This is a genomic window from Paenibacillus sp. J22P277 (assembly GCF_059383675.1).
Genome location: NZ_JBXENS010000009.1, coordinates 93,705 through 113,270, shown reverse-complemented (window position 1 = coordinate 113,270; position 19,566 = coordinate 93,705). Strand labels below are relative to the sequence as shown.

General features: G+C 62.9%; 18 protein-coding genes and 1 riboswitch. Of the genes, 4 read left to right on the top strand and 14 right to left on the bottom strand.

Translation table 11 applies throughout. From position 1 onward, the window contains the following. Nucleotides 1-208: 208 nt before the first annotated feature. From AC50YL_RS30020 to AC50YL_RS30000, 5 genes are all read right to left on the bottom strand, one after another. Nucleotides 209-949 carry an SDR family NAD(P)-dependent oxidoreductase gene (locus tag AC50YL_RS30020; RefSeq protein ID WP_494836872.1) on the bottom strand — a complete coding sequence of 247 codons (741 nt, stop codon included), beginning with the start codon at nt 947-949 and terminating at the stop codon, nt 209-211. A 183-nt stretch (nt 950-1,132) separates the two neighbouring features. Next, on the bottom strand, nt 1,133-1,612 hold the full coding sequence (locus AC50YL_RS30015; RefSeq protein ID WP_494836871.1) for a CcdC protein domain-containing protein: 480 nt from the start codon (nt 1,610-1,612) through the stop codon (nt 1,133-1,135). A 333-nt stretch (nt 1,613-1,945) separates the two neighbouring features. Next, a complete protein-coding gene (locus AC50YL_RS30010; RefSeq protein WP_494836870.1) occupies nt 1,946-2,956 on the bottom strand; it encodes a FecCD family ABC transporter permease in 1,011 nt (336 codons plus the stop codon). Then, nucleotides 2,953-3,963 carry a FecCD family ABC transporter permease gene (locus AC50YL_RS30005; RefSeq protein WP_494836869.1) on the bottom strand — a complete coding sequence of 337 codons (1,011 nt, stop codon included), beginning with the start codon at nt 3,961-3,963 and terminating at the stop codon, nt 2,953-2,955. Before AC50YL_RS30005 ends, AC50YL_RS30010 begins: the two co-directional genes overlap by 4 nt. Before the next feature lie 4 nt (nt 3,964-3,967). After that, nucleotides 3,968-4,972, bottom strand: a complete 1,005-nt coding sequence (locus tag AC50YL_RS30000) for an iron-hydroxamate ABC transporter substrate-binding protein (protein WP_494836868.1) — start codon at nt 4,970-4,972, stop codon at nt 3,968-3,970. Between the two features lie 192 nt (nt 4,973-5,164). On the opposite strand from AC50YL_RS30000, the gene AC50YL_RS29995 reads away from it, so the two are divergent. Further along, entirely contained in the window at nt 5,165-6,214 is a 1,050-nt protein-coding gene (locus AC50YL_RS29995; protein WP_494836867.1) for an NAD(P)/FAD-dependent oxidoreductase, read from the top strand. A 546-nt stretch (nt 6,215-6,760) separates the two neighbouring features. On the opposite strand, the gene thiE is transcribed toward AC50YL_RS29995, so the two are convergent. From thiE to AC50YL_RS29960, 7 genes are all read right to left on the bottom strand, one after another. Continuing rightward, nucleotides 6,761-7,423: a thiamine phosphate synthase gene (thiE, locus tag AC50YL_RS29990; protein ID WP_494837147.1), complete on the bottom strand. Its 663-nt coding sequence runs from the start codon at nt 7,421-7,423 to the stop codon at nt 6,761-6,763. Then, the gene (gene thiD, locus AC50YL_RS29985; RefSeq protein ID WP_494836866.1) at nt 7,423-8,241 is read right to left on the bottom strand and encodes a bifunctional hydroxymethylpyrimidine kinase/phosphomethylpyrimidine kinase; all 819 of its coding nucleotides are present in this window, start codon (nt 8,239-8,241) and stop codon (nt 7,423-7,425) included. Before thiD ends, thiE begins: the two co-directional genes overlap by 1 nt. A 95-nt stretch (nt 8,242-8,336) precedes the next feature. Continuing rightward, nucleotides 8,337-9,140 carry a hydroxyethylthiazole kinase gene (gene thiM / locus AC50YL_RS29980; RefSeq protein ID WP_494836864.1) on the bottom strand — a complete coding sequence of 268 codons (804 nt, stop codon included), beginning with the start codon at nt 9,138-9,140 and terminating at the stop codon, nt 8,337-8,339. A 14-nt stretch (nt 9,141-9,154) separates the two neighbouring features. Continuing rightward, nucleotides 9,155-10,189: an ABC transporter substrate-binding protein gene (locus tag AC50YL_RS29975; RefSeq protein ID WP_494836862.1), complete on the bottom strand. Its 1,035-nt coding sequence runs from the start codon at nt 10,187-10,189 to the stop codon at nt 9,155-9,157. 90 nt (nt 10,190-10,279) lie between these two features. Next, on the bottom strand, nt 10,280-11,071 hold the full coding sequence (locus AC50YL_RS29970) for an ABC transporter permease (RefSeq protein ID WP_494836861.1): 792 nt from the start codon (nt 11,069-11,071) through the stop codon (nt 10,280-10,282). Continuing rightward, nucleotides 11,046-11,828: an ABC transporter ATP-binding protein gene (locus tag AC50YL_RS29965; protein ID WP_494836860.1), complete on the bottom strand. Its 783-nt coding sequence runs from the start codon at nt 11,826-11,828 to the stop codon at nt 11,046-11,048. The genes AC50YL_RS29970 and AC50YL_RS29965 overlap by 26 nt, the downstream gene beginning before the upstream one ends. Before the next feature lie 95 nt (nt 11,829-11,923). After that, nucleotides 11,924-12,027, bottom strand: a riboswitch (TPP riboswitch). 72 nt (nt 12,028-12,099) lie between these two features. Next, a complete protein-coding gene (locus AC50YL_RS29960; RefSeq protein WP_494836858.1) occupies nt 12,100-13,098 on the bottom strand; it encodes a protoglobin domain-containing protein in 999 nt (332 codons plus the stop codon). 237 nt (nt 13,099-13,335) lie between these two features. Between AC50YL_RS29960 and hmpA the strand changes: the two genes are divergently transcribed. Further along, on the top strand, nt 13,336-14,553 hold the full coding sequence (gene hmpA, locus AC50YL_RS29955) for an NO-inducible flavohemoprotein (protein WP_494836857.1): 1,218 nt from the start codon (nt 13,336-13,338) through the stop codon (nt 14,551-14,553). A gap of 72 nt (nt 14,554-14,625) precedes the next feature. Here the strand turns inward: hmpA and AC50YL_RS29950 are convergent, their stop codons facing one another. Beyond that, complete coding sequence (locus AC50YL_RS29950; RefSeq protein WP_494836855.1) at nt 14,626-15,132, bottom strand: Crp/Fnr family transcriptional regulator; 507 nt, start codon at nt 15,130-15,132, stop codon at nt 14,626-14,628. 215 nt (nt 15,133-15,347) lie between these two features. Between AC50YL_RS29950 and AC50YL_RS29945 the strand changes: the two genes are divergently transcribed. Both AC50YL_RS29945 and AC50YL_RS29940 read left to right on the top strand, forming a co-directional pair. Then, nucleotides 15,348-16,229, top strand: a complete 882-nt coding sequence (locus tag AC50YL_RS29945; RefSeq protein ID WP_494836853.1) for a hypothetical protein — start codon at nt 15,348-15,350, stop codon at nt 16,227-16,229. A 253-nt stretch (nt 16,230-16,482) separates the two neighbouring features. Further along, nucleotides 16,483-18,264, top strand: a complete 1,782-nt coding sequence (locus tag AC50YL_RS29940) for a methyl-accepting chemotaxis protein (RefSeq protein WP_494836852.1) — start codon at nt 16,483-16,485, stop codon at nt 18,262-18,264. Nucleotides 18,265-18,589: 325 nt separating this feature from the next. Here AC50YL_RS29940 and sigJ read toward each other — a convergent pair whose 3' ends face one another. Further along, nucleotides 18,590-19,537, bottom strand: a complete 948-nt coding sequence (sigJ, locus tag AC50YL_RS29935; protein WP_494836851.1) for an RNA polymerase sigma factor SigJ — start codon at nt 19,535-19,537, stop codon at nt 18,590-18,592. Between the last annotated feature and the right edge of the window lie 29 nt (nt 19,538-19,566).

The following is a 19,566-nucleotide window of genomic DNA, read 5'->3' as shown; positions in this document are numbered from 1 at the left end:
TTATGGGGCGCGCATGTCCCCGCCCGGCACGTTTGGCTTTACCCGGAGGAAGGAAATGGAATAAGCCCGACACGTTCGTGCCTGGGAGATGGACATGCATGACGCCCGGCCGGAAGTTGGCCGGGATTTTGGCGTTTGGAGGACACCGGAACCGTTGATCGCCCCGACCGACAACCGGGAAATGGGGCGGCTGGCCTGTTGCGCTTGCTTACAGCGTCTGCCCGCTGTCCACGGTGATCAACTGGCCGGTCATCGCTTCCTGCTCCAGGGCGGCGCAGATCAGCTGCGCAACGTCTTCGGGCGCGGAGATGCGCTGCAGCAGCAGGTTCGGGGCGAGCCGCTTCATCTGCTCCTCGCGTCCCGCCCACCATCTCGTCGCGACGGCGCCCGGCACGACGGCATTCACCCGAATGTCGGGCGACAGGGCGCGGGCGAGCGATTTGGTCAGCCCGTGAACCGCCGCTTTGGAGACGGCGTAAGGCAGGGAGGAGCCGAGACCGGTCTGTCCCGAGACGCTGCCGACGTTGACGACGGCGCCTTGGCCCGCCTTCTTCATCCAAGGCGCGGCCGCTCGGGCGCAGCGGAACATGCCCTTCACGTTCACGTCGAACAGCGAGTCCCAGACCTCGTCCGTGACGGCCTCCAGGTCGTTCAAGGCGATATGATGGGTGAAGCTGGCGTTATTGACGAGCAGCTGCACGCCGTCGAAGGCTTCCGCCGCGCGTTCGACCATGGCGCGCACCTCCTCGTCCCGGGAGACGTCGGCCTGAACCGCGATCGCTTGGCCGCCTTGTTCGCGGATCAGCCGCACGACGGCTTCCGCCTCTTCCCGCGAGCGCGAGTAATTGACGCACACCTTGGCTCCTTTGCTAGCGAGCAGCAGGCTGGCCGCCCTGCCGATTCCGGTGCCGCCGCCTGTCACGATCGCGGTTTTATGCTTCAACTCCATGTCGTTCCCACTCCTTTTGCGAGGATGAACCTCGCTTGGTTTGCCGATATGTTCCCATTGTAATTCCGGGACGGGCGTTTGCCTAATGGAAGTAAGCGATACCCGAAATCATTTATATTGATGGCTGCCGCCGCTTCGGCGGCAACAAGAAAAGACACCATTCGCATGGTGTCCATTAATCGTCTATGGCGCCGCGATGCGGTCCACGAGCAGCTTGCGGTACTTCATATACGACGCGATCCGCCAAGGTACCGCGTAGCCGGCCGCCACGATGACGAACAGCGCCGCCTCCGTCTCGGGCCCGATGAACGCGAAGTAGTCCCGAAGCGCAAAGCGAACGACGAAAATCGCCAGGAACGCGATGACGAAGCTGCGGTTCTTCGCGGCATAGATTTGCCCGTCCTCGCGGCGTTCGTAGTTCGTGGTCAGGATAAGCGGAATCGAGAGCACGGCGCCGATCAGGAACGCGACGACGAACTCCCAGGCGTCGGCCTCGACTTTCGGACCGGCCGCGATGGGGATACTGATCACCGCAATGTAGACCGCCGGAAGCAGCAGCCGCAGTCCGTTCCCCTTGATCGGGCGGTACATGGCCCGCGTCCGGCGCCAGAGAATGAGTGCCGCGATCAGGACGATATAGAGATAAAACGAAGATCCTTCCATGGTTCCGCGATCTCCCTTCGTTGAAGTCCAGGTCCTTCAAGTATATGGAATTACCGGAGGTTTGAACAGCCGGAACGCTTATCTTTCCGGCAAGGCCGGGAAGCGGGCGGGGGTGATAAAGGCGGTTCGGGCCCGCTGCCGGCTCGACGACCGTCCTTTCGGACAGCCTTTTTGCGCGTCGGCCGGAGTCTGCGGATCGGAAAGACGGATGCTGCCGCAACCGATCGGCTTAACGCGAAACAAGCACTTCGGCATCGGAGGCGAAGTGCTTGTTCGGCTTGCATCGCCGCATGGCCATGCGGCGCGGCATACCGGTTGCGCGGCGAAACCCGCTTATATTTTCTTCAGCAGCAGGTATACGAAGTACGGCGCGCCGATCAGCGCGACGACGATACCCGCGGGTAATCCGCTCGGGCCGACCACGTTGCGGCCGATCGTGTCGGCCAGCACGAGCAGCCAGCCTCCGATCAGCACGGCGACGGGAACGAACAGCTGGTTGCGCGGCCCGACCAGCGCTTTCGCGATATGCGGCGCCATCAGTCCGACGAAGGCGATGCTGCCCGCCACGGACACGGCGGAGGCTGCCAGCGCGACGGCCGCGAGCAGCAGCACGAGGCGTTCCTTGGTCAGGGAGACGCCGACGCCGACGGCGACGGCATCGTCCATGGCCAGGAGGTTCAGTTTGTTCGCCTTATAAAGCACGAACGGGATCAGCACGGCCAGCCACGGCGCGAGCGCCCAGATGAACGGCCAGTCCGTGCCCCAGATGCTGCCGGCCAGCCATTTCGAGATAAAGTCGACCTTCTCCCGATCGGCGGACGAGATCAGCACGATCATGACGCCGTCGAGCGCCATCGCGAAGCCGACGCCGGTCAGGACGAGCCGCACGGGCTGCAGGCCCGCATGCCGCTTGTAGGCGAAGAGGTAGATCAGCGCCGACGTGAGCAAGGCCCCGCCGAACGCGACCATCGGCAGCACGTACGCGAACGAGCCCGCGTCGATCGGCATGAACAGGAAGAACAGGGCGACCCCGACGCCGGCGCCGGAGTTGATGCCGATGATGCCGGGATCGGCCAGGTCGTTGCGCGTTACGCTCTGCAGGATGGAGCCGGCCAGCGCCAGCGCCATGCCCGCAAGCAGCGTGATGATGATGCGCGGCAGGCGGACGTCGTACAGGACGAAATGCTCCTTGAACGTCCCGTGCCCGAAGAGCGTCGGCAGCAGGCGGCCGTACGAGAGCTTGGAATAGCCGAGCCCCATGCCGGCGAAGACGGTCAGCAGGATCAGCGCGACCAGCGCGAGCAGGATGATCCGCTGCTTGCGGAGGAGTGCGGAACGGATCATTTGATCGCCAGACCTCCTCTGCGCATGATGTAGAGGAAGAAGGGCAGTCCCGCGACGGCGACGATCGCGGCCACGGGCGTTTCGTACGGCGCGTTCAACGTCCGGGCGAGCGTATCGGCAAGCAGCATGAACGTAGCGCCGGATACGGCCGACATCGGGACGACGAACCGGTAGTCCGTGCCGACGATCGCCCGCACGATATGCGGAATCATCAGCCCGAGGAACGTCAGGTTGCCGACCAGCGCCACGGAAGCGCCGGCGAGCAGCACGGTGACGAGGAAGAGCACCGCCTTGATGGCGGCGGTCTTCTGGCCGAGCCCGACGGCGACGTCCTCGCTCAGGCTCAGAATCGTCAGCTGCCGGGACAGCGCCAGCGCGATCAGGATGCCGGCGGAGATGAACGGGATGATCACTTGAAGCTGTCCCCAATCGGTCCCGATCATGCCGCCGGCCGTCCACATGGAGACGTCCTTCGAGATCTTGAATACGAGGCCGATGCCGCTCGCGACCGCATACAGGAACGCCGAGATGGCCGAGCCGGCCAGGACGATGCGAAGCGGCGAGAAGCCGCCCTTCTTGGCGGCCCCGACGCCGAGCACGAGCAGCGAACCGACGGCCGCGCCGATGAAGCAGGCGATCGTGATCCAGAAATAGTTGGCCGACGGCACGATAGCGATAGTAATAGCCAGTGCTGCGTTAGCACCGGCCGTAAGGCCCACCAGGCCTGGATCGGCGAGCGGGTTGCGCGTCATCCCCTGCATGACCGATCCGGACACGGCGAGCGCCGCGCCCACGAAGATCGCCGCGATCTCGCGCGGCAGCCTGATCTCGCGGAGGACGGAGAGGTTCTCTCCCGACCGGTCGGTCGTGAGCGCGAGCCAGACGTCGTTCAATGAAGTATGGGCGGCCCCGAACGCCATGGCGACGACGAACATCGCGATGAGGACGAGGATGGCCGCCGCCAGTTTGTAGGCAAAAGGAATGGAGCGCGAGGGATTGCCAGCCATCGCCTTATTGTCCCAAGAAGCTCTTCTTGAAGAAATCAAGCTGGAAGTCCAGCGTGTCGGCATCGTTGAAATAGAATTCATTGGCGTTCACTTCGAACACGTGTCCGTTCTTCACGGCCGGAATGTTCTTGTACGTGTCGGTATTTTGGAACGAATTGTCGGTATCGCTGAATTTGCTCAGGATGACGTAGTCGCCCGCGAATTGCGGCAGCACTTCCGTGGACAGCGCGTAGTAACCCGGTTTCAGCGCCGTGTCTTTGACCTTCTGGGGCATGTTCAGGCCCATCGCCTGGTACAGGATTTCGGTGCCGCGGCCCCAGTTGTCGCCGTAGACGTACAGCTGCTTGTCGTAGTTTTCGATAACGGATACGGTTGCTTTTTCGCCGATTTTGGCTTTGATTTCTTTGCCGGCTTCCGCGGCGCGCGTCTTGAAGTCGTCGATCCAGGCTTGCGCTTCCTTCTCTTTGTTGACCGCTTTGCCGATCTCGAGATGCTGGGTCAGGTAGTCGACTTTGCCGTACGTATAGACGACGGTAGGCGCGATTTCTTTGAGTTTATCGAGGTTCTTGACGTTATCGAGACCGATGATCAGGTCGGGATTAAGCTCGATGATTTTCTCCAGATCCTCGTCGGTCACTTCCTTCGCGCCTTTCAGCGCGTCCGCGAAACGGGGGTTCTTCATGGACCAGGCATCCGCGCCGACGACGTTGACGCCGAGCTGGATGAGGTCGCCCGCGTAAGAAGCGAGCACGACGACGCGCTGCGGGTTGGCCGGCACTTCGACGGGTCCGGTCTGGGATTGGTACGTGATCGTGCCGGAAGCAGCCGTATCGTTCGCCGCGGCATTATCCGCCGCTGCGTTATTGCCGCTAGGCGCGGTATCGGTTGCCGCGTTGTTCGTGGCGGCGCCGTTCCCCTCGGCGGCATTGTTGGCGTTGTTCGCGGAATTGCCGCAAGCGCTGAGGAGGAGGAGAAGCAGTGCGAGAACCGGGAATAAAGCTTTTTTCATGATAGAATAAACCCCTTTAAATAGAATATGGTGAGATTTCATTGATAACGATTATCACTATCGCCATTGATAAAGATACGGTCATTGAGAATGGTTGTCAATAGCGTCTTGAAATAAGCGGCTGGGCCGTGTATATTTATAGTAACTGAGAATGATTATCACCGTCAGTACATAGCAAAGGGGCGATCGGCCATGAATGCAGCGGATTTATACGATTTGACGATTATCGGAGGCGGCCCGGCGGGGCTATACTCGGCTTTCTATAGCGGACTTCGGGAAATGAAAACGAAAATCATCGAATTTCAGCCGCAGCTCGGCGGGAAGGTGCATGTCTATCCGGAGAAAATGATCTGGGATATCGGCGGGCTGACGCCGCTTCCCGGCGCGAAGCTGATCGAGCAAATCGTCGAGCAAGGACTGACCTTCGGCCCCGAGGTCGTGCTGAACGAGAAGGTGGAGGCCATCGGGCGCAATGAAGCGGGGATCTTCGAGCTGCGCGCGGCTTCCGGAACCGTGCATTATTCGAAGACCGTCATCGTCGCGGTGGGCAGCGGCATCCTGAAGCCGACGAAGCTCGCGATCGAGGGCGCGGAGCGGTACGAGGTCGGCAACCTGCACTATACGGTCAAATCGCTGCGCACGTTCAAAGACAAGACCGTCATCGTGTCCGGCGGCGGCAATTCCGCCGTCGATTGGGCCAACGAGCTGGAGCCGATCGCCAAGCAGGTTGTCGTCGTCCACCGCAAAGGCACGCTGTCCGGGCATGAAGCGCAGGTGCAGCAGCTGCTGAACAGCTCCGCGGCGTGCGTGTTCCACTCCTCGATCACGAAGCTGTTCGCGAGCGGCAATCACGAGACGATCGAACGCGTGGAGCTGACGAACCACGAGACCGGCGAGATCTCCACCTTGGAGGCCGACGAGATCGTCATCAATCACGGCTACGACCGCGATTCGACGCTGCTGCAGTCGAGCGAGCTGAACATCGAGATGCTGGAGGATTTCTACGTATCCGGCAGCGTCACCAGCGAGTCGTCCGTGCCGGGATTGTATGCGGCGGGCGATATCCTGATGCACGACGGCAAGCTCCATCTGATCGCCGGGGCTTTCCAGGACGCGGCGAACGCCGTGAACAAGGCGAAGCAGTTCATCCAGCCGGACGCCGAAAAATACGGGATGGTGTCGTCCCACAACGAGCGGTTCAAGGAACGCAACCGCGAGCTGGTGAAGCAATTGATGAAGTAGGGCGTTCGGCGCCTGATGAATAGTAGCGGTATGGATAGCCCCGGCGCGGAATGCGGCCGGGGCTGTTTTTGTCGAGGCTAGGATCGTTCGCGATTGTGCGGTTTCCCGTCGATTCGGCGGAATACGCGGGGATGGCCGCCGGCGGGGGCAGCCATGGTTGCGTTAGCGTGGAATTACTGCAAATGTGCAGTCATTTACGTGGCCGGTCTGGATTACGGGTGGAAAAGCTGCATATATACATCCATTTAGCGGTATTTAGCGATTTCATGCGATGTAGGAGTGGAATTACTGCAAATGTGCAGTCATTTACGTGACCGGTCTTGATTGCGGCCGGAAGTGCTGCAAATGTACATCCATTTAGCGGTATTTAGCGATTTCATGCGATGTAGGAGTTCAATCTTATTATGTAATGCGTAGCGAGTGTGCCGTGAAACGCGGCACCATGTGCGGGACGGTTAAACGCAATAAACCAGAAAAAGGCCGGCGAGCCCGCGCGTGCTTGCAGGCCGTTCTGGTCGATAGCCCGCCGGGGCAGCGGCTGCTCGGTTACGCCGTCCCGGCGCCAGCCAGCAGCCGCGCGGCTTCCCTCGGCGAAGGCGCGCGCGTGATCGCCGAGATGACCGACACGCCGTCGGCGCCGGCGGCCAGCACGGAACCGGCATTGCCCGGCGCGATGCCGCCGATGCCGACGAGCGGCGCCGCGATGCCGGCGGCGCGCAGCTCCTCGAGCAGCCGCGTGCCCTGCGGCGCTGCGGCGTCGGGCTTGGAGCCGGTCGGGAAGATCGGCCCGATGCCGAGATAATCGGCGCCGTCCGCGAGCGCCCGGCGCGCTTCTTCCACGGTATGCGCGGATACGCCGAATATCGCGTCGGTACCGATCCGCGCACGAACGGACGCGGCAGGTTCGTCGTCCTGCCCGACATGGATCCCGTCGGCGCCGATCGCGGCCGCCAGGCTGACGTCGTCGTTGACGATGAAGGGGACGCCGTGCGCCCGGCAGACCGCCTGAAGCCGCTTGGCCAGCGCAAGCCTGGCCTCGCCGGCAAGGGAGCCGGGGCCTTTCTCGCGGAATTGGAAGCAGGTGACCCCGCCTTCGATCGCTTCGCGCAGCAGCTCCGCGGGGTCGACGCCCGCAGGGCAATTCGTGCTGCCCATGATCAGGTACGCCCGCAGAGCCCGACGAACGTCCTCTTCAAGCCTGCGCGGCATCATGCGTTCCCGCCCCTTCTTCTGCGTTGATAAGCGAAATGATTCGTCGGTCCGTGCCCGGCGCCGATCCCCAGCCCGTCCTCGATCGCCGCCTGAATGAAAGCCTTGGCCGTGTCCGTCGCTTCCTCGACGGTCCGGCCCTGCGCGAGCCCGGCCGCAAGCGCGGCGGAATACGTGCAGCCCGTTCCGTGCGTGTGCCGGGTATCGATCCGCCTGCTTTCGAGGTAGCGGAACGCCTTGCCGTCGTAGAGCAGATCCACCATCGGTTCGTCCGGCGCGCCGTGGCCGCCTTTGACGAGCGCATAGCGGGAACCCATCTCCACGAGCGTCTTCGCGGCGACCTCGCGGTCCTGCAGGCTCGCGATCCGCATGCCCGTCAGCATTTCAGCCTCGGGAATGTTCGGCGTCGTCACGAGCGCGAGCGGAAGCAGATGCGCGACGAGGGCGTCGACCGCCTCGCGCAGCAGGAGCCGCGAGCCGCCCTTGGCGACCATCACGGGATCGATGACGAGGCGGCGCCATTCGTATTGCGCCGCTTTCTCCGCCACGACGCGGATGATCTCGGAGCTGAACAGCATGCCGGTCTTCACCGCGTCCGGCGGCAAATCGTCGCCGAGCGCGTCGAGCTGCGCGGCGACGGCGGCGGGCGCCATCGGGTAGACGCCATGGACGCCGAGCGTATTCTGCGCGGTAACCGCGGTCAGCGCGGACATGCCGTAGACGCCGAGCTCCTGAAACGTCTTCAGGTCGGCTTGAATCCCGGCGCCGCCGCCGCTGTCCGAACCCGCGATCGTCAAAGCTTTATACATGGTGCTCATGAGGTTCCTCCTTTGATGCTTCGCCCTTCAAAGCGCGACGGGCCATTCAATCAACCAATCGTTCCGCAAGCACCCTTTATCCCGCCCGAAGTTCATCAAACCGGCTGCGCGATATTCGCCCGCTGCCGCAGCGTATCGGACGATACCAGCGCCAGCTGGTTCAGAAACTCGATCTGGAAGCTGCCGGGCCCGCGGCCTTCCGTCGCCGCAAATGCGAGCTCCGCCGCGACGCCGTAGAAGGCGAGCGCTTCGGCGGCGGCCGCGACCTGCGCTTCGCGGCCATCCCCGGCGACGGCCAGGAACGCGGCGATCACGGAGCCCAGCAGGCAGCCGGCGCCGGTGACTTGGGTCAGGATCGGGTGGCCGTTGCTGACGACCTGCGTCGTCTCGCCGTCCGTGACGATATCGTCCTTGCCGGTCACGACGACCAGGCAGCCGAGCTTCCGCGCCGCGCGCACGGCGAGGGCAACGGCGTCGCCTTCGCCCGCGCCGGCATCCACGCCTTTGATCGACCAGCTCTCGCCGACGACGTTGGCGACCTCCGCCACGTTGCCGCGCAGCGCGGTCAACCGCACCTCCTGCGCGATCCGGCGCGCCGAATCGGTCCGGTACGGCGTCGCGCCGGCGCCGACGGGATCGAAGACGACCGGCACGCCCTGCGCGTTGGCCGCCTTGCCGGCAAGCAGGATCGCCTGCACGACGGCCGCGTCGAGCGTGCCCATGTTCAGCAGCACGGCGCCGGAGATCCGCGCCACGTCTTCGACTTCCTCGTGCGCGTAAGCCATGATGGGCGAAGCGCCCAAGGCGAGCAGTCCATTGGCGGTGAAGTTGGTCACCACCCAGTTGGTGATGTTATGCACGAGCGGATTGCGGGAACGAACCTGATCAAGATAGGACATCTTCTTCTTCCTCCTTAGGGGGTCAAACTCAGATAGGCATCTTCGGCCTTTACGTCGGCGGGAAGCAGGTCGTTATCGACGAGCCACGCCTTCACGCGGTCCCAGGACGCGGGATCCTGCGAGCCGAACGGCTGGTCCTTGTCGGTCATGAGCGGCAGCAGAATCCGAAGGCTCTTCGCCTCGATATCCGCATCGAGCGGAGAGTTACCGTCCTCGTGGTCGAGCAGCGTCTTGAGCGCGTCATCCGGATGCTCCGTCACGTACTGCTGTCCTTCGGCCGCCGCTTCCGCGAATTTGGCGAAGACGTCCCGTTTGGCCTTCAGCCCGTCGTCGCTGGCGGCGAGCACGAGCTCGTAATAATCGGGCACGCCGTAAGCGGCGGGATCCAGCGAATCGACGGGATGGCCTTCTTTGTCCAGGATCAGCTGCTCGTGATTGATGAAGCCGCCGATGATGGCGTCCACTTTGCCCGTCGAGACGGCAGGGATGAGGTCGTAGCCGACGTCGATCATCTTCGCCTTGTCGGGATCGCCGCCGTCCTGCTTGATCATGGTGCGCGCCATGGCTTCGTAAAGCGGGATGGACGAGAAGCCGACCGTTTTGCCGGCCAGATCCTTCGGCGAATGCACGCCGCTGCCCGCCGGGATCATCAGGTGGTTGAGCGGATGCCGCACGATCGCGGCGATGGATTTCACGGGAATGTTCTCGCCGCGCGCCATCAGCACCTGCGGCTGATACGTGAGCGCGAGGTCGATTTTGCCGGCGGCGACGAGCTTGAGCGCGTCGTTCGTGTCGGCGGGCATCTGAATGTCGACATCGAGGCCGGCCTTCTCGAAGTACCCTTGTTCCTGCGCGGCGTAGAGGAACGAATGGACCGCGTTCGGATACCAGTCCAGCATAAGCGTGATTTTCTGCAGCGGCGCGTTGGCGGCGTTATCGCCGGCGCCGGCATTCGTCCCGGCATTGCCGTTCGACGAGCCGCAGCCGCCGAGCAGCAGCGCGAACAGCGATGCGGCAAGCAATACGGGTAGAGAGGAGTGCTTCTTCATATGCGATCCGTCCTTCTTTTTGAAAGCGCGGCAAGGAGCTTCTCGAAGCATCCTTCCCTTGCCTAAGAATGGGAAAATCTTCGCTGCGGTTTATCGAAAAGCGGATCGCCGCCGCTTCCTGCGAACCAGCCAATATTCCAGCCCTACGATGAGCAAGAAATACACGACGCCGAGCGCGGACAGGAGGAATACCGATGCGAACATGGCATCCGTCTGCAGGCTGCCGGACATGCGGCGGGTGAAATACCCGAGTCCTTCGCTGCCTCCGAGCCATTCGCCGATCGTCGCGCCGACGACGCTGTAGACGACCGACAGCTTGAGTCCGGAGAAGAAGGAAGGCAGCGCCAGCGGCACCTGCACCTTGCGGAAGATCGCCCACCGGCCGGCGCCCATCGTGAGCAGCAGGTCCCTGTAGCCGGCATCGCCCTTGCCGAGTCCGTCGTACGCGCCGACGACGATCGGGAAGAAGGCGGTCAGGAACACGACGGCGACCTTGCTCCAGATCGAGTAGCCGAACCAGAGGATGAAGACCGGCGAGAGCGCGATGAGCGGAATCGTCTGGCTTACGATAATGAACGGATACAGCGCCTTGTCGAGCGTCCGGTACATATGCATCAAGGTCGCGAGCAGCGAGCCGACGCAGACGGAGAGCAGGAAGCCGAGGGCGGATTCCGTGACGGTGGCGGCCAGATGCCGGCCGAACAGCAGATGCGCGTCCTCGCCGAGCGCTTCCGCGACGGACGTCGGGGCGGGGAGGATGAAGAACGGCACCCAGCCCAGCCGGACGCCGCATTCCCAGGCGCCGAGCAGCGCGAGCAGCAGGAGCAGAAACAGTCCGTACTGCGCGAGCAGCGCGTTAAGTAGCGGTTTGCGTTTGGTCATCCAGCAGCCGCTCCAATTCTTGCCTGAACCGAATAAAGGCAGGCTCGTATTTCATCCGGGAATCCCGCGGCCGCGGAAGTTCGACGCGCAGCTCCCGCGCCGGTTCGCCGCTGCCGGCCACGGGCATGAGGTAGATGCGGTCGCTCAGCAGGATGGCTTCCTCGAGATCGTGCGTGATGAACAGGACGCTCTTGTTCAGATCGCCCCACAACCCCAGCAGCCAGCGGTGCAGCTCGCGCTTGGTCATGGCGTCGAGCGCGCCGAACGGCTCGTCGAGCAGCAGGAGCGGCTGCCCGGCCATGAGCGTGCGCAGGAATGCGGCGCGCTGCTTCATGCCGCCGGACAGCTCGGCGGGATACGCGTCCTCGCAGCCCTCGAGTCCGAGCAGCTTCAGCAGCTTCAGGACCTCGCTCCTGCCGTCCGCGCTCCGGCCTTGAGGCGTCAGCTCCAGCGGCAGAAGGCAGTTGTCCATGACCGTGCGCCACGGCAGCAGCAGATCCTGCTGCGGCATGTAGGCAATCCGGCCGAGGCGGCGCGGCGCGCGCTCGCCGTATAGGGAAATCTCGCCGCCGGCCGGCTCCAGCAGCCCGGCGATCAGCTTGAACAGCGTGCTCTTGCCCGATCCGCTGGCGCCGACGACGGAGACGAATTCGCCTTCGCGCACCTCCAGCGAGAGGCCGTCGAACAGCCGGTCGCCGCCCGCGCGGCCGCGGCCGAACGCGAACGAGACATCGTGCAGGGACAATAACGCCGCCATAAGCGCACCTCCTTATGATGCAATAGAAAAAGCCCGCTCCCGTTTCCGAATAAGGAAAGGGGCGGGCGCCTCGAAACGCGGCATGGCGCGTCTTGGTCGGTTTCCATCCACTTCCCTACGCTGGCATCACCCAGATCAGGTTCCAAGGGTCCGCGGATCGGTTCCGCGTCTCAGTCGTCAGACTCCCCTAGTGAATAAACAAGGTATTCGGTTAGCCTTACTATAGCACGGCTGCTGGAAGCTTTCCAGAGCTGCTGGAAGCTTTCCAGCGCTACCGGATGCTTTCCAGCTCCAGCGTGATCGTCTCGATCATCTGCACGAAGGACGTCAGCTCCTGCGAGCTGGCCGCCTGGTCGCGCGCCAGCATCGACGTCCGCTCGGCGTCGCGCATGACTTCGCCGATGACCCCCGAGATCTCCTGCAGCTTCGCCCGCACGGTGACGAGCGAATCCTTGGAATGGCTGGCGAGCTTGCGAATCTCGCCGGCGACGACGCCGAAGCCGCGGCCGTGGTCCGCGGCATGCGCCGCTTCGATGGCGGCGTTGATGCCGAGCAGCTGGCTCTGGTCGGAGATTTCCTGCAGCAGCGAGCCGATGCCGTCGATCTCGCCGATCTTGGACTGCAGCTCGCGCACCTTGAGGTTCGCCTGATCCTGGATGTCCGCCGTATGGCTGGCCGAATCCGCGACGGATTGGCTGCTGCTGCCGAGCTCCACGATCATGGCCGAGAGCTCCTGGACGATGCGGCTGATCGTCGTCAGCGTCGACTGCCTGGCGTCCGAGAGCGATTGGATTTTATCCTTCTCGTCCTTCTCGTACGCTTCGAGCACCAGCTGGGAGTCGAGATTGAACATTTTGGACAACGCGAGGATGATGGTCATCCACGAGTCCGGCGCGATGCGTTGGAAATTCTGTACCGCCGTATCGAGATAGAGCATGTAGGTGCCGAGGTACCAGTCGGTCGTCAGGCCGATCCGCGAGTGGATATGGCCGATCGCGATCCGGCGTTCGATGAACGCGTCGTCGATGACGCCGTCCGTCATGGACAGGAAGTACCGGCGCTGCGTTTCCTTCAGCCGCTCCAGCGTGCTGTGCTTGTCGATGATGGCCCGCAGCTCGGGTATCGCCGCGACTTTCTCGTAGAGCTGGTCGACGACCAGGCTCGTGATCTGCTCGAAGAGCGGCCGGTTGCTCCGCAAATAAGCCAGGTCCTGCTCCGTGATGCCGGTGTACGTGATTTGTTTCCTGCGCGCTTCGTTTACTTGGATCATCGCTGCATTCTCCTTGGGCTATGAGGTCGCTAATCTTTACCCGCTTAATTCGACAAAAACCGCGTCGTTTCCTGTGCGAATGGAAAATATTTACGCTGGTTCTCCCTCGCGGGAAGATTTATCCAGTATAGTCACACATTCGCCCTAATCGCTGTGATTGCAATCACACCGGGATCGATCTCCCGAACCGTATACTGGAGACATCAAATCCAAGCGACAAGAAAGCGAGGAATCACGATGCTAAAACAAGAAACGATCGCCATTATCAAATCCACGGTACCGGTGTTGGAGATTCACGGCACAACGATCACGAAGCGCTTCTACGAGCGGTTGTTCGAAAGCCATCCGGAGCTGCTGAATATATTCAATCACGCCAATCAAAAGCAGGGCAGGCAGCAGACGGCGCTCGCGAACGCGGTATACGCGGCCGCGGCCAATATCGATAAGCTGGAGTCGATCCTGCCGGTCGTGAGGGGCATCGCGCACAAGCACCGCAGCTTGGGCGTCAAGCCGGAGCATTACCCCATCGTCGGCGAGCATCTGCTCGGCGCGATCAAGGAAGTGCTCGGCGACGCCGCGACGGACGAGATCATCGGCGCTTGGGGCGAAGCCTACGGCGTGATCGCCGGCGCGTTCATCGGCGTCGAGAAGGAGATGTACGAGCAAGCGGAGAAGCAGCGGGGCGGCTGGGAAGGTTTCCGCGCATTCAAAGTCGCGCGCAAGGAGCGCGAGAGCGAGGTCATTACGTCGTTCTATCTGGTGCCGGCGGACGGCGGGGAGATCGCGGCATTCGAGCCCGGGCAGTATATCAGCGTGAAGCTGGCCATTCCGGGCGAAGAGCATACGCACATCCGCCAGTACAGCTTGTCGGGCTCGCCGGGCGCAGGACATTACCGGATCTCCGTGAAGCGGGAGAATACCGTGCCGGACCGTCCGGCCGGCAGGGTCTCGGTCTATCTGCACGAAGAGATCGAGGAAGGCGCCGTTCTGCCGGTCTCGGCACCGGCCGGCAGCTTCACGCTCGACCGCAGCGATTCGCGCCCCGTCGTCCTGATCAGCGGCGGCGTCGGCTTGACGCCGATGGTGAGCATGCTGCGCACCATCGCGGAGACGCAGCCGGAGCGCAAGGTGACGTTTATCCATGCGGCGCAGCACGGCGGCATGCACGCGCTCAAGGACGAGGTGGACGGCCTCGTGCAAGATCGGCCGAACTTCGAGGCATACTGGGTATACGCGAATCCGACGGAGCGGGACAGGGAAGCGGGCGCGTTCCACAAAGAAGGATATGTCGACCTGCCGTGGCTGAAGCAGACAGCGGGGATGCGCGATGCGGGGTTCTACTTCTGCGGTCCGGAGCCGTTCATGCGGACGGTCAACCTGGCGCTGAAGGAGTGGGGGGTGCCGGCCGAGGATATTCATTTCGAATTCTTCGGTCCGGCCGGGGGATTGGACTGATTCGCGGGTATCGCGCCTAGCGGCATCGCGGCGCTGGCCGGCCCGCCGGAAACTTGCCGGAACGTGCCCTGCTCAGCCTTCGGCTCGCTGCGCACGAAGCAGCCGGTTGACGGTCTCGCGGCGCAGGCCGATCAGCTGGCCGATCTCGTCCTGCGTCAGCACGTCGGTCAGCTCGGCCGGCCCGATATAGAGGCGGAGCCACGCTTGCAGCTTGCGCAGCTTATCGGCGGGCGCCACCTGCGTGAGCTGGTCGATGCGCTGCTGCATCATGCGCAGCTTGTCCTGCAGCTGCAGGGCGATGTCCCGGCACTTTGCGGGATCGTCCTCAATCTGCCGGTACCATTCGGGCGCGGAGATGACCTCCGCTTCCGAAGGCACGAGCGCGACGGCCGTGCCGAAGTACGGATTCGGGCTGATGAGGGAATGATGGGGGATCGTTTCCCCCGGCGTGATGAGATTGACGAGGAACGGCGTGCCGTCCGCGTGAATGCGAAGGATCTTGAGCAGCCCGCCGCGCAGGCGGAAGAGCGGACCGGATTCCCCTTGGCGAAAGAGAATTTCGCCTTTGTTTAACAGCATGGACAGAAACTCCTTCGCAGTCGAGCATGAATGGCTTCAGTATAGCAAATTGCGCGGGTTTCGCTCCATTCCGGTTCAATTTTATTCTGATTCTACTCCATTCCGTTTCGGCGGAATGGAGTTTTTTGCGTCCGAGAGCCTCCCGCCCGGCAGGAATCGGAACATTTCCCGCGAATCGATTGTTCTTAGGATGACCGGAAAAGGGGGAGCGATTCATGATGGAGGACATTATGCTGCGCAGCGATCGGCTGGCCGTAGCCGTCAAGCATCCAAGCGAGGTTGGCGGTGCCCGGTTCGACCGGACGGGGTTCGTCACGGGCGTTACGCTGGACGATGCGCATACGTTTTGCGCGTACGAGCTGCCGGGGATAGGGGATCCCACCAAGGGAGCCGGCCTGTGCGGCGAATTCGACAACCAGATGAAGCTGGGTTACGACGAAGCGAAGCCGGGGGAATGGTTTCCGAAGCTGGGCGTGGGGCTGCTGCGCCGCGAATCGGAGGCGCCGTATCAGTTCATGAAGGTGTACGAGGTGCGGCCTTATCGCATCGACGTCGAGCAAACGGACGCAAACAGCGTAACATTCACCGTCCATCCGGAGGAATGCCTAGGCTATGCGGTGCGGTACCGTAAACGGCTGACGGCCGAGCACCGGACGCTGCGCGTGGATTACGAGCTGGTCAATACGGGCTCGCGTCCGATCGCGACCAACGAATACGCGCATAATTTCGTCTGCCTCGACAGGGAGACGGTCGGACCGGACTACACGCTTGCCTTTGCCGGAGAGCGCTCTTCGGCATTCAAGGTACAGGTCGGCGATATCCGGGCGGAAGCGGACCGGTTGGAATGGGGCAGCGTGCCGGAGCGCGATTTCTACGCGCGCCTGCATCCGGGCGGGGAAGGCGCACCGATGCCGGGCGGCTGGACGTTGACGCATCGACCGTCGGGCCTGCGGATGAGCGAGGCCTGCGGCTTCGGCGTGGAGCTGATCGCCGTCTGGGGCATGGCGCACAACGTGTCGCCGGAGATGTTCGCTCCCGTCCGGATCGCGCCGGGAGAGACGCTGGCCTGGTCGCGGACGTACCGTTTCGGGGATTAGCGGCAGCAGGGAATCGCGGCGCTTGCCGCTAGGACGCATCGGGCTTCGCCGGACTTTCGTTCCGTCGGGCGCCGGTGCGTTTTTTTTGTTCCGTCGGTCGTTGACCCGATTGATTTTCGCTGTCGAAATTCGGCAGTATTTTGCTATTTTCGACAAATTATTCTGGTATAATTGACCAACTTACCATTATCGGGTATCTTTCGAATAGTAGGCAAGACTCAGATCATTCGATACCCGGAGGTGCTTTCGTACCATGTCATACTCGCAGCAGATTAAGCGCAGCCAAACGTCCGTCGGCTATTTCCGCTCGTTGGCCTTCAGAATTTCTTTTATCGCCGGCGTTTGTTATTTGGCATTATGCGTGATGCTTACGGCGGTATCTTATTCTCAGCAGAAGCGGCATGTCATGGACGAGCTGCTGGCGCTCGAGAGCATGTTCCATTCGCCGCTGATGCTCGAACTGGACGAGATCGAGACGTCCAAGACGGCGCTGAAGAACGACGATGAAGCGTACAAAACGGTTCCGGGCGTCATGCACGTGCAGGAAGAGATGGACCGCGCCGCGGCTTCCGAGCTCGTGGAGAACGCGTACTTGTTCTATCCGGACTGGACCCAGCAGGACGGCGAGCCCGCGCTGCTCAACCTGCTGTCCAACGCGGAATTGTACGCGGACGAAAAGCCGGCCACGCCGTATGTGCCGAAGAAAGCGCTGCGCGAAGCGCTCGAGCGGGCGGAGAAAGACGGCGTCAGCAGCACGGACGCCTATAAAGACGATTTCGGCGTGTGGATCAGCGTCGTCAGCGCCATCAAGGATGCCGACGGCAAGCTGGTCGCCTACGCGGGACTGGACTTCAACAACGCGTTCATTACCAAGACGCTGAAGCGCGACCTGTACCGCAGCTCGCTCATCGGATTGCTGGCCGCGCTCGTCGGCATCTCCGTGATCGCGGCGTCGGTTCGCCTGTTCCTGCGTCCGCTTCGCCGCATCGGCGCGCTGGCGGAGAAAGCCGCCGAAGGGGATCTCTCCGGAACGCTCGAGATTCGCTCGCGCAACGAGATCGGACTGCTGGCGCAGCATTTCAACCACATGACCGGCAATTTGCGCGCGCTGATCGAGCATATCGCCGAGACCTCGCGCCAGGTGACCGCGGCTTCGGAGACGCTGCAGTCGGGCGTGCACGCCTCGGAGGAATCCTCCCGGTCGATCTCCGGCGCGATGGAACGGTTGTCCAGCCATTCGGCCCGTCAATACCATGGCACGCAGGAAAGCAGCCGGGCGATGGAGGAGATGGCCGCCGGCATCGGCCGTGTGGCGGAATCGGCCGGCCATGCGTCGGACGCGTCCGGACTCGCGCGGACGCGCGCGGGAGAAGGCAACGAGCAGATGCAGGGCAGCATGGCGCAAATCGCGGACGTCGTGGCCACGGTCGAGCGGGCCGTCGAAGCGATGGAACGCCTGCGCGTCATGTCCGAGGAGATCGGGGACGTGACGGTGATGATCGCGACGGTGTCGAAGCAGACGAACCTGCTCGCGCTGAACGCGTCCATCGAAGCGGCGCGCGCGGGCGAGCACGGCCGCGGCTTCGCCGTCGTGTCGGGCGAGATCCGCAAGCTGGCCGAACAGTCCAAGCTGTCCACCGAGCGCATCGCGGATCTGATCGAACGCGTGCAGCTCGAGACGCGATCGGCCGTGACCGCGATCGACCATGGCTTGGGCGAGGTCACGGCGCTGCAGCTGGGAGCCGAACGGACGGGCGGCACGTTCCGGGATTTGTCCGGCTCCGTGCAGCAGGTCGCCGAGCAGATGCTGGACGTCTATTCCATCTCCGAGCAGATGTCGGCGAGCTCGCAGGAGGTATCGGCTTCCATCGCCGAGCTGGCGGAGCTGTCGCGGCAGACGACGGAGCTGGCCGAGACGATTACGGCGGCAGCCGCCACGCAGAAGGGCGCGATGGCGCAGGTATCCCGCACCGCCGACGGCCTAGGCGGGATATCCGGCGAGCTGCAGCAGGCCGTGTCGCGGTTCAAGGTATAGCGGAGGCTGTCCCGCGCCGGCAGGGTTGGTCGCCGTTGCGGCGATGGCGGCGGGAAGCGTGCGGTCTCCGGAGCCGGCGCGGATTTTTAAACGGTTCTAATCCTGTCGCAATGATAAAGAAGCCTCCGAATCCACGTTGACCGTGGTTCGGAGGCTTCTTGTTGTTGTTCGGCGCATGACGCGATCATTGAACGCAAGGCGGCTCCTTACGCGGACTTGGCCCGGTTCGGACTTTGCGCGGGGTTAGCCCGGTTCGGATAGGAGCGAATCCACATGCGGCTTCGGGCTCGGTCCGGCTGACGCTTCGGCGTTCCCGCGGGCAGCCTCAGGTCACGCCGGTCAATTTGTCGGGATTCACGACGACATAGATATTCGCGATGCGGCCTTGCTCGGCACGGAACGAGAAGACGCCGGATGGCGTTCCGTCCGTGTACGTGACGAGGCCGAGCTGCCCGCCGACAAGGGCGAGCCTGTAGGACAAGCTGGCGGGATCCAGCTTCTTCAGCACGCCTTGCAGGAAGCCGGAGATGCGCGCCGCGCCGATGATCGGGTTGACGGCCGCGGTTACCTTGCCGCCGCCGTCGGAAAATAGGGCGGCGCCCGGCGAGAGCAGGTGCAAGAGCTTGCCGATATCGCCATTCGTCAGCGCCGCCGTAAACTGCTCGACCAGCTGCTGATGGCCGGGCGCGGCGGGCACTCCGGCCGAAGGCGAGTTCCGTTCGTCCTCCGGCTGGATGCCGCGCTTGGCGCGGCGGAAGATCTGGCGGCAATTCGCGCTGCTCTTGCCGACGATGTCCGCGATCTCGTCGTAGTCGTACTGCAGCACCTCGCGCAGCAGGAACACGGCGCGCTCGACCGAGGACAGCTGCTGCAGGAGCAGCAAATACGCCGTGGAGACCGATTCATGCCGGGCATAGGCCTGGTAGGGATCGTCCTCCAGGCTGCTAGAGCCGAAGCCGGAGCCGGCGAAAACTTCCACGTCGCCCGCCCAATCCGCGACGAGCGGCTCCGGCAGCCAGGGACCGACGTAGACCTCGCGCTGCCTCTGCGCGGAACGAAGCCGGTCGATGCAGCGGTTCGTGGCGATTTTGCACAGGTACGCCTTCACGTTCGAGATCCGTTCCGCTTCCTTGCCCTGCAGGGAGAGGAAGGCTTCCTGGACGATGTCCTCGGCATCCATGACGCTGCCGAGCATGCGGTAGGCGAGCGTGAATAACAGCGTCTTGTACGACGCGTACAGCTCTTCCGTTATCAAGATCTTCTCGTTCTCCATGCGTCGGAGCGCCTCCTTGAAGTCCATGG

What these genes read in the sequence shown, in the direction of transcription:
- AC50YL_RS30020 (WP_494836872.1), bottom strand. Translation starts at nt 949, where the DNA reads ATGGAGTTGAAGCATAAAACCGCGATCGTGACAGGCGGCGGCACCGGA.
- AC50YL_RS30015 (WP_494836871.1), bottom strand. Translation starts at nt 1,612, where the DNA reads ATGGAAGGATCTTCGTTTTATCTCTATATCGTCCTGATCGCGGCACTC.
- AC50YL_RS30010 (WP_494836870.1), bottom strand. Translation starts at nt 2,956, where the DNA reads ATGATCCGTTCCGCACTCCTCCGCAAGCAGCGGATCATCCTGCTCGCG.
- AC50YL_RS30005 (WP_494836869.1), bottom strand. Translation starts at nt 3,963, where the DNA reads ATGGCTGGCAATCCCTCGCGCTCCATTCCTTTTGCCTACAAACTGGCG.
- AC50YL_RS30000 (WP_494836868.1), bottom strand. Translation starts at nt 4,972, where the DNA reads ATGAAAAAAGCTTTATTCCCGGTTCTCGCACTGCTTCTCCTCCTCCTC.
- AC50YL_RS29995 (WP_494836867.1), top strand. Translation starts at nt 5,165, where the DNA reads ATGAATGCAGCGGATTTATACGATTTGACGATTATCGGAGGCGGCCCG.
- thiE (WP_494837147.1), bottom strand. Translation starts at nt 7,423, where the DNA reads ATGCCGCGCAGGCTTGAAGAGGACGTTCGTCGGGCTCTGCGGGCGTAC.
- thiD (WP_494836866.1), bottom strand. Translation starts at nt 8,241, where the DNA reads ATGAGCACCATGTATAAAGCTTTGACGATCGCGGGTTCGGACAGCGGC.
- thiM (WP_494836864.1), bottom strand. Translation starts at nt 9,140, where the DNA reads ATGTCCTATCTTGATCAGGTTCGTTCCCGCAATCCGCTCGTGCATAAC.
- AC50YL_RS29975 (WP_494836862.1), bottom strand. Translation starts at nt 10,189, where the DNA reads ATGAAGAAGCACTCCTCTCTACCCGTATTGCTTGCCGCATCGCTGTTC.
- AC50YL_RS29970 (WP_494836861.1), bottom strand. Translation starts at nt 11,071, where the DNA reads ATGACCAAACGCAAACCGCTACTTAACGCGCTGCTCGCGCAGTACGGA.
- AC50YL_RS29965 (WP_494836860.1), bottom strand. Translation starts at nt 11,828, where the DNA reads ATGGCGGCGTTATTGTCCCTGCACGATGTCTCGTTCGCGTTCGGCCGC.
- AC50YL_RS29960 (WP_494836858.1), bottom strand. Translation starts at nt 13,098, where the DNA reads ATGATCCAAGTAAACGAAGCGCGCAGGAAACAAATCACGTACACCGGC.
- hmpA (WP_494836857.1), top strand. Translation starts at nt 13,336, where the DNA reads ATGCTAAAACAAGAAACGATCGCCATTATCAAATCCACGGTACCGGTG.
- AC50YL_RS29950 (WP_494836855.1), bottom strand. Translation starts at nt 15,132, where the DNA reads ATGCTGTTAAACAAAGGCGAAATTCTCTTTCGCCAAGGGGAATCCGGT.
- AC50YL_RS29945 (WP_494836853.1), top strand. Translation starts at nt 15,348, where the DNA reads ATGATGGAGGACATTATGCTGCGCAGCGATCGGCTGGCCGTAGCCGTC.
- AC50YL_RS29940 (WP_494836852.1), top strand. Translation starts at nt 16,483, where the DNA reads ATGTCATACTCGCAGCAGATTAAGCGCAGCCAAACGTCCGTCGGCTAT.
- sigJ (WP_494836851.1), bottom strand. Translation starts at nt 19,537, where the DNA reads ATGGAGAACGAGAAGATCTTGATAACGGAAGAGCTGTACGCGTCGTAC.